The sequence below is a fragment of the Vibrio gazogenes genome, assembly GCF_023920225.1.
GTDB lineage: Bacteria > Pseudomonadota > Gammaproteobacteria > Enterobacterales > Vibrionaceae > Vibrio > Vibrio gazogenes.
Genome location: NZ_CP092588.1, coordinates 1,079,400 through 1,093,364, shown reverse-complemented (window position 1 = coordinate 1,093,364; position 13,965 = coordinate 1,079,400). Strand labels below are relative to the sequence as shown.

Annotated in this window: 9 protein-coding genes and 1 CRISPR repeat array; of the genes, 2 read left to right on the top strand and 7 right to left on the bottom strand. The window is 48.3% G+C overall.

All coding sequences use genetic code 11. The features are described 5' to 3' along the window. Nucleotides 1-4: 4 nt before the first annotated feature. The 3 genes from MKS89_RS20450 to MKS89_RS20440 form a co-directional block, all read right to left on the bottom strand. The gene (locus MKS89_RS20450) at nt 5-2,023 is read right to left on the bottom strand and encodes an RAMP superfamily CRISPR-associated protein (RefSeq protein ID WP_072955150.1); all 2,019 of its coding nucleotides are present in this window, start codon (nt 2,021-2,023) and stop codon (nt 5-7) included. Beyond that, nucleotides 2,020-3,900 carry a Cas10/Cmr2 second palm domain-containing protein gene (locus MKS89_RS20445; protein WP_072955153.1) on the bottom strand — a complete coding sequence of 627 codons (1,881 nt, stop codon included), beginning with the start codon at nt 3,898-3,900 and terminating at the stop codon, nt 2,020-2,022. The genes MKS89_RS20450 and MKS89_RS20445 overlap by 4 nt, the downstream gene beginning before the upstream one ends. Nucleotides 3,901-4,321: 421 nt before the next feature. Continuing rightward, a CRISPR array of direct repeats spans nt 4,322-4,838; the repeat unit is 29 nt; unit sequence GTGTTCCCCGTATGCACGGGGATGAACCG. 879 nt (nt 4,839-5,717) lie between these two features. Next, nucleotides 5,718-6,317: a chorismate mutase gene (locus MKS89_RS20440; protein WP_235862435.1), complete on the bottom strand. Its 600-nt coding sequence runs from the start codon at nt 6,315-6,317 to the stop codon at nt 5,718-5,720. A 628-nt stretch (nt 6,318-6,945) separates the two neighbouring features. Between MKS89_RS20440 and MKS89_RS20435 the strand changes: the two genes are divergently transcribed. Next, a complete protein-coding gene (locus MKS89_RS20435) occupies nt 6,946-7,761 on the top strand; it encodes a hypothetical protein (protein WP_072955156.1) in 816 nt (271 codons plus the stop codon). A 339-nt stretch (nt 7,762-8,100) separates the two neighbouring features. Here MKS89_RS20435 and MKS89_RS20430 read toward each other — a convergent pair whose 3' ends face one another. The 4 genes from MKS89_RS20430 to MKS89_RS20415 form a co-directional block, all read right to left on the bottom strand. Beyond that, nucleotides 8,101-8,760 (bottom strand): LutC/YkgG family protein, encoded by a 660-nt coding sequence (locus tag MKS89_RS20430; protein ID WP_072955159.1) that lies wholly within the window; start codon nt 8,758-8,760, stop codon nt 8,101-8,103. Then, the gene (locus MKS89_RS20425) at nt 8,757-10,202 is read right to left on the bottom strand and encodes a LutB/LldF family L-lactate oxidation iron-sulfur protein (RefSeq protein WP_072955162.1); all 1,446 of its coding nucleotides are present in this window, start codon (nt 10,200-10,202) and stop codon (nt 8,757-8,759) included. The genes MKS89_RS20430 and MKS89_RS20425 overlap by 4 nt, the downstream gene beginning before the upstream one ends. Next, nucleotides 10,199-10,987 (bottom strand): (Fe-S)-binding protein, encoded by a 789-nt coding sequence (locus MKS89_RS20420; RefSeq protein ID WP_072955164.1) that lies wholly within the window; start codon nt 10,985-10,987, stop codon nt 10,199-10,201. Before MKS89_RS20420 ends, MKS89_RS20425 begins: the two co-directional genes overlap by 4 nt. A gap of 127 nt (nt 10,988-11,114) precedes the next feature. Then, nucleotides 11,115-12,812, bottom strand: a complete 1,698-nt coding sequence (locus tag MKS89_RS20415) for an L-lactate permease (protein ID WP_072955165.1) — start codon at nt 12,810-12,812, stop codon at nt 11,115-11,117. 186 nt (nt 12,813-12,998) lie between these two features. On the opposite strand from MKS89_RS20415, the gene MKS89_RS20410 reads away from it, so the two are divergent. Further along, complete coding sequence (locus MKS89_RS20410) at nt 12,999-13,901, top strand: LysR family transcriptional regulator (protein ID WP_072955168.1); 903 nt, start codon at nt 12,999-13,001, stop codon at nt 13,899-13,901. Nucleotides 13,902-13,965 lie beyond the last annotated feature (64 nt).

Sequence of the window (13,965 nt, the reverse complement as noted above, 5' to 3'; positions counted from 1 at the left end):
CTCCTTATAATTCTGCCGGATCTGCGGGAACAAACCGATAACCCAAATCAGTCAGTGCGTTGGAATTCTGGTTATAAGTGGCTTGTTTTACCGTCATCACACTGATCTCGCCGAAACCGTTCTGTGGTAAATAAGGGCAGGTCTGCCATGTCAGTTGTGAGTCGAGTAACGGTAACCCGGTGTGGCACCATGTTCTCAGCCTTTCGAGCACTTGCTCACGCTGTGCGTGATGGTTGATTCTGAAGGTAAAGGTACTGCCTGCTGTGGTCAGGATATAGGGCTGATAAGGCTGCCCGTGGGATTTTTGAAAACGGTGATAGAGATATTCTCCGCCAACCATCGTCTGATCGGTATGGAAGGCATGGAGCGTCACTAGTGGTTGTTGATGTGCATCGGTGAAATGCTGCGCGAAATAGTCCTGATACAGAGCTGCCAGCGGTTCAACCTGAGTTTGCTGCTTGTCGTGATATTGCGCCAGCGTGAACAGCATGGCATCCGATTCCAGTTTGATGACAACCAATTCATCAGGCGTGATGACATCGGATGTAACGGTGTTCGTCTGAAGTGGCTCGATATGACTGACTGTCAGCGTAGCTTTGGTTTTGCCGACTCTTGTCAGTCCGTGTTTGAGAACGGCTGCCAGTTGCTGACCAAAGCGTTCTGTGATGGTCGGAGTTAATGCGGTTGACGGGGGCAGACTCATGACGGTGGTCCAGTGGATCTGATTTTTCTGAGTGTCCGTAGGGCCGACCGATTCATAGGCAAACAGTTTCCCGTCGTCTGCTGTGCCACTCTCTTTATCGATGGCTGTTCTGACCGTGAGGTGCCGGGATAACTCGGGTGATACCGCACCGAACTGGCTGAGTACCGGTTTTTCCGGCTGATCTTTATAGTCGGTCGGGTAGGCACCGGCAATGACCGGATTATCTGTTGGCTCAATACTTTTCAAAATATGGGCCTGCGCGCAGGTTGCAGCGTTGACGTAAATGTCATCTTGTCCTTTGATAGCAAATTGCATCAGGGCCAGTGGCCGGGTTTTCAGACGGATCGGCGTGGATACGCTCTGTTGTTCTTCCTGTGTGGATACCACGGGCAGCGCATGGCGGATCACCAGTTGATCGAGATAGGTTTTCAGCGGCTCGTCTTCGGCTAAGTTCTGGTAATACCGGCTGGCGGCAATGGTGGCTTTGATGGCACTGCCGGGAATGTAGTCACAGCCGACAAACAGGTTGCTGGTTTTACTGCGCGGCTGGGCAAAACAGATCGGTTGATCCGTGGTAAAGCTGACTTGCAGAGGCGTTTCAGTCAATGACGGATGTTGGTCGGACTGCTCGGCCAGTTCTTGCTTGGTAAACTCAAGCTGATAGCTGACAGGGTGTTGAGCGTCTTGATTTGCCAGCTGGCCGAAGCCGATATTTTTCATCGCACCGATAGCCCTGAGATCAGAGAGTGCTTTAAGCAGCCATTTTTCAACAACATCTTTCGTCAGTGTTGCGGTTTCATAAAAAGATCCGCTTCCGGTGAAAGTGACAGCGGTTCCCGGCGGATAGCGGATATCAATCACCTGAATCTGGCCTTCTTCCACGGCACCGGACGCCTGATCGATTTTGATCCGGTAGTGTTTGTGATCTTGATGGTTGTGTGAGCCATCCGAATGATTGTCCGGATCATCGTCTCTGTCTTCCGTCAGGTGCCAGGGAAAGACCAGTGTCGCCGGCTCGGGCATGTGAGATGGTGTCGGAACTGGGTTGTCCGGTGTCGGAACAAGTTTGTCGGTCCGGGAGCCAAAAGCAACATCCAGCACGGTTGAGAGTTCGCCGGAGAGTTCCGAATCCTCACCAAGCAAGTCGCGCCATTGCTCAAGCTTATGCCGGAGGTTGCCTTTAAGCAGGCTACCGTTGAGTGTGAGTTTGCCGTTATGGCTCTGACCGAAACTGTCCAGCCCGAATTTCATCGCACCGGTACCATGTGTCAGAAACGGAGATTGGAGCGTCAGAGAAAGCGTCATTTGATAAGCGTTCATGCCGGGATCTCCTGTGTTGCGGATGAATCTGGTTGTTGCGGACTGTTCTGTACGGATTCTTTTGGTGCTTCCGGATCCAGAAAGTCATACAACTCCAACAGGTGAAGCCAGAACATGGGGTTCTGTTGATCCATGGTTGTCAGGTTTTCGCTGAACTGCTGCTCTTGTGGGTTGGGATCGATGAAGGTTTGCAACAGGTTGGTCAGTTGTGTGATTGCCTGTTCAGATTTGGGTTGCTGATAATTCTGGATCCGGTGCAGATGCTGAGCGAGTTGTGCAGCACTCCCTTTTTGTTCCCACTTGTCGAGGCGTGTGGCGTTGTCATTATGACTTGGGATGCAGTCTTGTCGCAACTGTATCGCCAGTTCAACCAGTTTGTAGATGGAAGAGCGAGGCAGCGCTTTCAGGCAGTCATTGAGTTCTATCTCTTTCAATTCTGGCTTCGGTTGCTGAAAATTCGCCGGATCAGTAAACGTCATTGGCTGACGGTACTGTGCCAGTGAGCCGTATTGTGAGTCCCAGAAGTCTTTCAGTGTTTGAGTCGGATAGTCGATTGATTCCAGCACCATATAGTCAAACAGGTTATATTTACGGCCCCGTTTGTCCGGTTGATCTTTGATCGCATCTGCCAGATTCCGGGCTGCGTCCTGTGCTTTCTGGATTGGTGTTTTGTGGCTGCAAAAGACAATGCCCGCCGCAAACGTAAGTGGTTTGTCTGCATTGCCGGGGTTGAAGTTTTTGAAGAAATCGAAGAAGTGTGCCAGCACCCGCATCCCGATCCATGCGGGAACCACAATGGTCATCTCGTCACCGCCCCATAACAGGGTTTCGAGCTGAACGATTCCTTTTGTTTCATTATTATCATCTTTCGTTGTGGTGGCGGGATCGGTCTGACAATCGATGATCGCTTTATTATCAATTAAGAGCTGAACCAGTTCCACCAGATATTTTGACCGCCAGAGGCGTAGTGCTAAATCGAATTCTTGCTGTGCTTTTTCTTGATTCGAAGCCGTTTTTATATATTCCTTCTGCGCTTTACCGAAACCGTTACCATCGGTGTAAATCACGGCAACTTTACCGCTGAGGGCCGTTTTCGGATGTTGTCCTGCCAAGGTTTCAAGATCACCGGCGAAGGAATGTTTCTGGATATACCGCTTATATTCCTCAGCACTCTTAAATTCTTTTGGCCAGAATTCGTGCCAGCAGGATGGGATTCTGTCCTGAAGAAGTTTATTTTCTGAGTTGAGTAATTTATTGAGTTCATCGACATAGAGTGAAAATTTCATCTGCCGCCCCTGTAAAAACCGGCTGGCGACACTTTGAGAGACTTTATTATTCCCTGCTGCCGGGATCGTGATACTGTTATTATCTGCCGGTAAGACACCATTTAGTGCACAGACAATTCCGGTTTTGTCCTTTTTGTTATTGCTCTTCGTGTCAGCAAGCGTTTGCGGAATGCCAAAACTCAGTTGTCGGGCTTGTTGCTGACGCCCTCTGGCTGTCAGAAGCTCTTTGGCTATCAGGTAATTATCTGCTTTAACTTCATCGACAGTAAAAGTGAAGATATCTGAAAGAGTTAAATTGGGGTCTTTTGCACTTTCTGTTGTCGGACATTCTTTATTGAGACATTTTTTGATGATGTCCTGAGCTTGTGCCAGTTTGTCTGATGCAATTGCAAAAATACCGATGGATCCGCCAATCGTTAGGGGAATATATTCTTTTTCATCCGTAAAAGTGCTGTGAAATGATGCGTGGATTTTTTCAATGGTGTCTTTAAGTAAATAACTGCCACCGCGAATAACGCTGAGTTGGGTCGTGTCGAGGATCGTATTATAAATATTGACGGCCTCGACCTTAAGAAAGCAAGGTTGCTCCATAGATGCACACTCCGTGTCTAATCAACTGAGAGTTATTCATCTTATGTCGTATTTTGCGGGTTTCATATATTCCGACAGTGAAATTATGGTTGTTTGCTGACACTGATTTAACAAAACCTGAATGATTTCACATTTCTGAGAGAGAATATTTATGTGATTTTCGTTCCATAAATGAGACTGATTCACCTACGATATTCAGTTTCCCCGTGTTCGGCTTCGGTACATTGCCCGCAATGTGTTTGTTTTATGAGATAAGGATTGGCAATGAAAATAGCCTGTAGAGATCACCTTTTGGGTGGGAGGCTCTTTACGCAAGGAGATGCCCGTTAGAAGATATCAATGTCTGGGTTCAAAGACAGAAAATGTTGGTAGATTGTTAACGACGATTTTTCTTTTTATAGATCAATCATCTATATTTAGAGTGTTCCCCGTATGCACGGGGATGAACCGCGGGTGAGCGTCGAGTTTTCGGAGCTACATCAGTGTTCCCCGTATGCACGGGGATGAACCGTCTTTTGCAATCGCTTCGTTTTGCTCTTTAGTGTGTTCCCCGTATGCACGGGGATGAACCGGTGCAGATCGAGAACCTGCCATTTCAGGAAATGTGTTCCCCGTATGCACGGGGATGAACCGGCCCAATTAAACATCACCCGACCACTGAACCCGTGTTCCCCGTATGCACGGGGATGAACCGCAATCCGGCCTTTCGTGATCAGACCTCCACCCGTGTTCCCCGTATGCACGGGGATGAACCGATTTTGAATACTTCATTGAGTGCAATGTTGATGTGTTCCCCGTATGCACGGGGATGAACCGAACTCCGCAGACACATCCACAGACACGTCCTTGTGTTCCCCGTATGCACGGGGATGAACCGATTTTTCAAGAATAACCCCATCAATCTTTTTTGTGTTCCCCGTATGCACGGGGATTAACCGAACAGGTTTGTCGGGGGAGGATCGGGGCTGAGCGCCCCTGAGGGCTGTATCTTTACTTTGATTTTACCAGTCTCCGGCTCCGAAATTTGACGCACAATTGCGTTCCTCAATTTCAGAAACATCGGTGCTCTGTGCGCCAGTTACTCTTGCCAAGATGCAAGAGTAACCAGAAGATCTTTTTTGTTTGGCTTGGTTACACGTTGTCCAGAACCAGCTTTTACGGGCGTCCTGCCCGGAAAAGCCTAACCATTCTTCCTTGAATGGTTTTCTTGGTTGGGTGGTTAATTAGAGTTGAGAGGAACATTTTTAAAGCTAACTTGATCGATGATCTCAGGGTAAAATTCAGGGACGAATTTTAAGCTTTTCGTGAGCAGGAGCGAATAAAAGCGTCCCTGATTACGTGTGCTGAACAAAAGTCTCTGGGGCGCTGTCGAAGATGCCATTGAAATTGATGAATATTATTGCGTCCCAAATCACGGCGCCTCAACTTTTAATCCTCCCAGCCTCCGACATTGAAATATGACGCACAATTACGTTTCTCAATTTCAGAGGCACTGGTACTCAGTGCGCCAGTTACTCTTGCCGAGATGTAAGAGTAACCAGAAGATCTTTTTTGTTTGACTTGGTCGCACGTTGTCCAGAACCGGCTTTTACGGGCGTCCTGCCCGGAAAAGCCTAACCATTCATCCTTGAATGGTTTTCTTTATTTGGTGGTTTGTTTGAATTGGGTGAAACTTTTTTAAAGACAAATTGATCGATGGACTCAGAAAAACCTAGAAATCCATCCGTGGATTTCCTCCTCTGAGCGGCAGATATCTTTATCTGTAATTCATTTAATCTGTTTCGGAATTGATGTTCTCTTACATTCCCCAGTGAAACTCACTGGAGTCGTATCTGGGTCAATGCATCAAATAAGGATTTTTTATCAGCGTCAGTTAAGTATTTTGAATTTAATGCTGCTTTAAAGGTTGCCAGATCGTTTGCCGAAAAAACACCACCGTCATGCAGATAATGAGCAATATCCGTATTTATTTGTTTGCCGAGTTTGATTAATTCTGGCCGAATGACTGTTTTTAAGTCTCTGGGCGTGCCAGTTTCTGGCTGGCTTAATAAATCAGCCCGATACCTATATTGTATTGCTTTAGCGGCTGCAATCTGAGCTTTAAAAAAGCCAATCACACTGCGCTTATCCAGACCTTCTTTTTCTGCGGACAGACTGGCCTTTTCAATAACGACAGCTTCTCGCTCAAGATCTTCTATCGGTTTTCTGTGGATTGCTTTGTACAGGGCAACATCTTCCATATAACTTAATCGGAGATTAATGGTTGAAAAAAGTTCGGCAGGTGTGGATGTTGCGAACACATTGAATGAAAGTAATGCAACTGCAAATAAAGTAATTCTTTTGAACATAGATCCCCCATGTTTCATAATAAGAGCCATTATCATAGAGTTATTTGTAACATATTCAATGGGATTCATTTCCCTTGTGGGGTGATAATAGTTTGTTTCTTTGTCTATTTTGCCTCCGGCTCCGAAATATGACGCACAATTGCATCCCTCAGTTTCAGAGACATCGGTACTCTGTGCGTCAGTTCATCTTTCAGAGATGAAAGACGAACCAGAAAATCTTTTTTGTTTGACGGCGTCGCACGTTGTCCAGAACCGGCTTTTACGGGCGTCCTGCCCGGAAAAGCCTAACCATTCTTCCTTGAATGGTTTTCTTTGTTGGGTGGTTGATTTGAGTTGGGTGAAATATTTTTCAGGCTAATTTGTTCGATGAAGTCTGAGCGCACCAACCGTTACATCACCTTAATGATTGTTAAAACACTGCAATTTCTTGTAAACCCTACCTGCATCAAAGAATGTCATGTCTATGTCAATTTTTTCTGGATGTTTTCTGTAACTTATTCAATGATATGTACAGTGTTTAAGTGCTTATCCGAGAACCAATGAAGCCTATCCGAGAAGGGAGCGTAGGCGAATCATTTGTGCGCAGGTTAGACAGCGCAGTTATGTAGTTTCTGCCTGATGGTGATTTATATAGAACAATGAAGGATGTTATACGGCAGGGTGCTGTTTAATAACTGTTAAGTTTATGGAGTAAAAAATGGATATAGCAAAATGTACGTTAGATGGTAACACGTATAACGCGGTAGATTTTTCACAGTTGCCTCCAAACGAAATGTCTGAGAAACGGCAAAATTTAGTTTGTACTGAGTGTGAAAAAGATGCATTTTTCCGAAAGGCATCTCGGACAGGTCAAGCGGCTTGTTTTGGAGCGAGACCGCATGAAGTAGATTGCTCTTTTGCTTCAGCAGAAACTCAACGAGTGGAAAATGAGGGTGGAGATGAAGACCGTCTCAGAAATCCAGGTCAGAACATTGTCATTGACTTAAATTATGGTGCTGCACCAAGAGTAAATGTAGATGTTGAGCCAAATAATCAGGAAGGTGGCAACGAGGGGCGTGGTCGTCATGTTGGCAACAGACCTCGTCCTAATGCAAATATGCAAAGGCGCTTGAGTACACTTTTACGTAACCTAATTAACTCAGAAGAATTTAGAAACTCTCAACAACAAATTACACTCGGTGAAAATGAGCCAACCACAGTAGCTAACTTTTTCGTTAACTTTGCCGACGTAGATGATCAGCATGACTATCAATTCCATGGTTATTGGGGGCTACTAGCTGACGCTCGATTGGGAAATAACGGAAATTTGTGGCTAAATTCTGGTGGTCGGGGCAATATCAGTTGTTTAATTCGAGCAGAAAATGTAGATGCATTTTATCAACGACACAATATTGATGATGTTGAAGATTTCGCTGGAGCATATCTTTTAATCCTTGGTGAAAAGAACACATCGCAAAATGGTAAACCTTACGTTGTGGCCAGTGGGTTAGAACGAGTAGCGTTGCAAAGATAAACTTAACAATTGCTTAAGTGTGATAGCTAACCTTTGGTGTTTTTGATTCGGTTAGCTTCAGTGATTACGGTGGGTTTGCTTGAGTGCAGTAGCCGCTTAGCTGTAGCTTAGCGTTATCTCATAATTCGGTAGTGTACTTGAATACTACGCTTAGCTCCGGATTGCCTGAGCAGGATGTAAATCAATCCGCCCCTGATAACGCGCACTGAACCCAAAAAGATGCTTTTGGTTCCATTGATACCTATCAAAAGCATCTATCAAAAGGAATAGGGGCGCTGTCGAAAATGCCATTGAAATCGACAAAAGTAACCACGCCCCAAACCTCAGCCCCCCGAAAATTTACTCATCCACCAACACAATCACAATTAATTCCCGTGGCCCATGTGCCCCATAAGCTAACGTCTGCTGAATGTCAGCCGTTTTGGACGGGCCGGAGACTAAAACTACGTTGGTTGGCATCTGCTGATGCCACTGTTGCGCGATCATCAGTTCGGTAAAACTGTTAAACAGCGTCGATTGACGGATTACGGCCACATGGCAAGGGGGGACCAGTGACAAGGTGCGTGGCTGGTGGATATCCGGCCACAGCACCAGTGCACCGCTGTCGGCAATACCGGCACGCGTGTCGGTCAGGCCCACATCAACGGTGGTGAATAAATCATCTTTCCACTGCTCGATGGTTTGTTGATATTCGGTGATCTGAATGCGTTCCAGCCCTTGGCGAAAATCATGATGCCACTGGCTACTGGTACCGATCGCTGCGTGTTGCCAACCGTGGTCTTGGCATAATTGATGAAGGGTACTCATCAATTGCAGCCGTTCAATCGGTAATACCTGCGCATGGTTTGCTGTTAGTGCGGTCGTGAAGTGCGTTAATTTTTCATCCGTACTGAAGTGGTGATGAGCAAAATCGCGGGCAAGCTCAGCCGAACCATTCTCCAGAGGCTCTGGTTGGGCAGCCTTGAGGCGGCTGAAAATCTGCTGTCTGGCATGGTTCATGACGATTCCCCTTGTTTTTGTGGCTGGCGAGCGCGTTCTTTCATCAATTGATGCAAAGTTTTGGCAGCCGGTTTCGGCGCGGTTCGGCATTGCGTCCACGGACCCAGCTTGGCCGGGATTAAATGCCTCATCTGTCCGGCAAGGCGCGTCCCGATCCGGTAAATGGTCGGGTGGGTGGCAGAATACGCAAAACTACGCATCGCGAGTTTCTCGGTGGGTTTATAAGCAGACTTCTGACCGCGCATGGTTTCGAGGCCGGGCTTCGGTGCATGTTTTGCTTCACGGCGCAGGCGCAATAACATGTCGGGAATCGGAATCCGAACCGGGCAGACTTCGCCGCAAGCGCCGCACAAGCTCGATGCTGTGACCAGATCTTGGGTCGCTTCGAGCCCCATCAGGTGTGGTGAAATAATTTTGCCAATCGGACCGGGATAGACGGTTCCGTATGCGTGACCGCCGATTCGGGTGTAAACCGGACAGTGATTCATACAGGCGCCACAGCGGATACATTGCAGCGTTTTGCGTAACTCTTCATCGCGATAGGCTTGGCTGCGCCCGTTGTCGAGCAGCACCAGATGGACTTCTTGCGGGCCGTCTTTCTCACCGGCCCGACGGGGGGATGTGATCATATTGAAATAGGTACTGATCGTCTGACCGGTGGCGGAACGGGTCAGAGCACTGAATAACGGGGGCACATCGGTGAGGAATTCCACCACTTTTTCGATGCCAGTGATGGCGATATGGACGTTCGGCACGGTGGTGGACATCCGGCCGTTACCTTCATTTTCGACCAGACACAGCGTACCGGTCTCTGCCACGGCAAAATTGACTCCGGATAAACCCATATCTGCGGTGCGAAATTTCTCCCTGAGCTGGGCGCGTCCGGTCTCAATTAGGCGATCGACATCGGTGGTGGGCTGGAAGTCCGGCAGGTTATCGCGGAACGTGTTGCTGACCTCCTGCTTATTTTTATGAATAGCCGGCATGATGATATGTGAAGGTTTGTCACCGTCGAGCTGAATAATGTACTCGCCCATGTCACTTTCCAGACAGGTCACTCCGTGCTTAGCCATTTCATGATTGAGTTCTATCTCTTCACTGACCATCGACTTACCCTTGACCATCAAGGACGCCCGATGGTGTTCCGCAATTTCGGCAATCATGGTGTTGGCCTGTGCGGCATTGTCGGCCCAATGCACCTGAATCCCATTTTTCTGACAGTTGGCTTCCAGTTGTTCTAAGAGTTGCGGCAGTTTACTCAGGCAGCGCTGACGGATCGCTTGTGCCAGATCCCGGGTCTGTTTTTCTTCTTGCGGGTCGGCGAATGCGGCTTTGCGTTTGCTTTGCAGATAGTCCATCGCTCCGCGAAAATTGGCGCGGAGCTGGGCATCATCAAGCGCTGCTTTGGCCTGTGCATGAAATTGTTGCGGAGAGTCATTCATGATGATTGCTCCTGCGTTGGCTTAGGTAACGTTCTTTCGCGTAAGAAACTGGCTAAATGACGCCCTTGCATGGTGGTCGTCTCGCCCTGCTGATGCTGAAACTCCAGCGCACCGTTGATATTGAGTAAGCAACCCCAGTCGGCGCTCACCAGATGATCGGCCTGTGTCGCTTTGAGATGATGGGTTTTATCCTCCACTATGGCTTGAGAAATGTTCGGGTGACGCACAGAGAACGTGCCGCCGAAGCCACAACATTCGCTTTCATAGTCTTGTATTTTCAGTTCGACGTGCTCAAGTTGATTGAGCAGTTGAGTGGCGGTGACATGCACATTCATTTCTCGTCGGGCGGCACACGAGGTATGCATTACCACTGATGTGTCCGGGCCGTGATCTTGCAGTTTGGCGCGACAGACATGGACCAGAAACTCGGTAAATTCAAACACCCGATCACAGAAGGCATTGACCATGGTTTCCTGCGCGCTGCCTGCGAAGAGGCGGCGATAATGGTGATGCATCATTCCGCCGCAAGAGCCGGATAACACAATCACGGGATAAGGTTCGGGAAACAGCGCGATTTGGCTCAGCGCGACGGATTTGGCTTCATCATCATAGCCCGATGTGTAGGCCGGTTGGCCGCAGCAGGTCTGTTTTTCAACGTAAATCACCTCGATATTTTGCTGCTTGAGCAGGGTGATGGCATCGAGCCCCGCATCGGGGTCGAATAGATCCACCAGACAAGTCGCGTAGAAATAGACTTTGTCTGGTTTCGCTGGGTAAATTCTCATAAGGCTCTCCAGTGAATGCATGAGTAGATAAGGCCATCACACTCAAAAGAAACACGACGTTGGGGGAATGTCGGTTGGAAAGAAGAGTGATGGCCGATTCGTAATTCTTGTGGTGAATTCTCAGGGGTCAGACTGAGTTCATCAGGGCGTCTGTGGCATGAAATCCATAAATCACCAGTAATCCGATCAATCCGGTTGCCACCAGATAATATGCCGTGGGGATAATGGTTTTACGCAGGGTTGCGCCTTCTCTGCCCAACAGGCCGACGGTGGCTGATGCTGCGACGACATTGTGAATGGCAATCATGTTACCGGCAGCGGCACCGACGGCTTGCAAGGCGATGACAATCACGCTTGAAACCGAAAGCGTGTGGGCCACTTCAAACTGAAATTGGCTGAACATCATATTGGAAACGGTATTTGAACCGGCAATAAAGGCACCGAGCGCACCGACCGTTGCGCTTAAAGCCGGAAACGCATTGCCAACCAGTCCGGCGGCGAAATCAGCGGTGGTCACCGGCATACTGGACAGTTCAGCACCGTTGACACCGGAGTTGATAAAGATCCGGACCATCGGGATCGTAAAGACCAACACAAATCCGGCACCGATCAGGGTTTTACTTGATTCACCAAGTGCGCGGATCATCGGCGCCGGGTTTCTGGCCTGAATCAGAACGGCAATCAGTGCCACAAACACCAGAATCCCTCCGGGTAAGTACAATGGCTGGAATGAGGTACTGACACCGACTTCTCCGAGAATGTTGGCAAATGAGAGGTTGAGACTCTGTAATAGTGCCTTAAAGTCAGGGCTGACGCGGCTTGCGACGAGGATCACGGCAAGGAGCAGGTAAGGCGTCCAGGCTAATGTAAGGCTCATCGGGTTGGCGCGGATAGTGTTCAGATTCATTTTCAGCGAGCCGAGCCATTGGCTTGACCATTCGTGCTCAGGACGGAAATCCCAGACAGAACGGGGAACGAGGAATCCTTTTTTCGCCGCAGTGACGACTACCGCAAGTCCGACTAATCCACCGATCAGTGAAGGGAATTCCGGGCCGAGCAGTGCGCCGGTCAGCGCGTAAGGAATGGTGAAGGCCAGTCCGGCAAACAGAGCGAATGGCAGAATATCTAATCCTTCGGTCCAGCTTTTATTTTTGCCGAAAAAGCGCGTCAGCATCATGGCCATCAGAACCGGCATCAGGGTGCCGACGGTGGCATGGATGAGTGCAACGCTGGTGGTGATCTGTTGTAGGTAGTTCTCCCAACTAGACCCGTGTTCCGCCAGTAGCTGGCTGATATGGTGATTATCGAGCCCTTTACTGACACCGACCAGAATCGGGGTGCCGACCGCGCCGAAAGACACCGGCGTCGATTGAATCATCATCCCCATCAACACCGCTGCCAGTGCCGGAAAACCAATCGCAACCAGTAACGGTGCTGCAATGGCTGCAGGGGTGCCGAAACCGGAAGCGCCTTCAATAAAAGACCCGAAACACCAAGCAATAATGATGGCCTGAATACGTCGATCCGGCGAGATATCGGTAAAGCCATTGCGAATCACCGTAATAGCACCGCTGTGTTTGAGGGTGTTGAGCAGAAAAATAGCACCGAAGACGATCCAGAGGACAGAGACGGTGATCCCTAATCCCTGTAATACGGAGGCGAGCACTCGATTGGCGGACATATCCCAGCCGAATAAAGCAATCACCACAGTCAGACCGAATGCAATTGGCATCGCTTTTTTTGCCGGCCAGTTTAAACCGACGAGCAAGATTGCCGCGACAACAATCGGAGAAAACGCAAGTAAGGCTAATAATGTTTCATGCATTGGGTTACTTCCTTATTTGTAGCATGAGCCCTGTTTCATGTATCGCAACCGTGGGCCACATGGGCAGGGGCTACAATTTGTTTTTATTTATGATGTTTTTGTTAAGTCGGTGTGAATTTAGCGCTTTATTTTTTATGGATATATGGAAATAATGAAAATGATTGATTCCAAAATTGACATAATTAAATGAGAGCTGACGACCTGATTTTATTTTCTTCTGTGGTTGAACTGGGTAGTTTTAGTCTGGTTGCTGAGAAAAATAACCTTACTAATTCAGTGGTTAGCAAACGCATTGCGCGTTTGGAAAAAGAACTCGGGGCACAACTTTTGTATCGGACAACCCGTAAACTCACCCTGACCGAAGCGGGAAAAGCCTTGCTACAAGGTGCTAAAAATGTGAAGCAAGCCACTCAGGAGGCATTTGACGCGGTCGCCGGATATGGTGAAAACCTCAGTGGGCACATCCGCATGTCAGTACCGACGATTTCCGGTGAATTGCTACTGGCAGAGGCGATTGCCGAGTTTTGTCAGATGCATCCAGGGCTGACGGTAGATATGTCGCTGGATAATCGCTTTGTTGATCCGATTGGCGAAGGCTATGATCTGGTGATTAGGACCGGGTTACTGAATGATTCCAGTTTAATTGCCCGACACATTATTGATTCACAGTGGGTGGTGTGTGCAACGGCCAGTTATATTGCCCGGGCGGGTATGCCGTATCGGCCTGAAGATCTGATCCATCACAATTGCCTGCAATATGTATATCAGTCTACCGGTGCCAGTGACTGGGAATTTAAAGGTCCGGATGGTAACTATTTGTTGAAAGTGTCGGGGAGTTTTTCCAGTGACAATGCGGTTGCACTGAGAAAGGCGGCGTTGAGCGGCTACGGGATTGCCTATCTGCCACGTTGTCTGGTGTACCCGGATTTACAGGATGGGACATTAATTGATTTATTCCCAATGCAAGTCGGCAAAAAGCTTGGGGTCTATGCGATCTATCCGTTTACCCGTCAGCCACCGAATAAGATTCGGCTGTTGATCGAGCATATCCGCGCCAGTTATCTCAAGATTGGTTACTATTTTTATTAAATGCTATTAAATATCATTCTGGTTTATTCAATGTCATTCTGGAATGCGGGTCTTTCGCGTAGCG

Bases quoted from the DNA above. Each gene is read 5' to 3' on its own strand.
- MKS89_RS20420 (WP_072955164.1), bottom strand. From the start codon at position 10,987: ATGAGAATTTACCCAGCGAAACCAGACAAAGTCTATTTCTACGCGACT.
- MKS89_RS20410 (WP_072955168.1), top strand. From the start codon at position 12,999: ATGAGAGCTGACGACCTGATTTTATTTTCTTCTGTGGTTGAACTGGGT.
- MKS89_RS20450 (WP_072955150.1), bottom strand. From the start codon at position 2,023: ATGAACGCTTATCAAATGACGCTTTCTCTGACGCTCCAATCTCCGTTT.
- MKS89_RS20435 (WP_072955156.1), top strand. From the start codon at position 6,946: ATGGATATAGCAAAATGTACGTTAGATGGTAACACGTATAACGCGGTA.
- MKS89_RS20445 (WP_072955153.1), bottom strand. From the start codon at position 3,900: ATGGAGCAACCTTGCTTTCTTAAGGTCGAGGCCGTCAATATTTATAAT.
- MKS89_RS20440 (WP_235862435.1), bottom strand. From the start codon at position 6,317: ATGAATCCCATTGAATATGTTACAAATAACTCTATGATAATGGCTCTT.
- MKS89_RS20415 (WP_072955165.1), bottom strand. From the start codon at position 12,812: ATGCATGAAACATTATTAGCCTTACTTGCGTTTTCTCCGATTGTTGTC.
- MKS89_RS20430 (WP_072955159.1), bottom strand. From the start codon at position 8,760: ATGAACCATGCCAGACAGCAGATTTTCAGCCGCCTCAAGGCTGCCCAA.
- MKS89_RS20425 (WP_072955162.1), bottom strand. From the start codon at position 10,202: ATGAATGACTCTCCGCAACAATTTCATGCACAGGCCAAAGCAGCGCTT.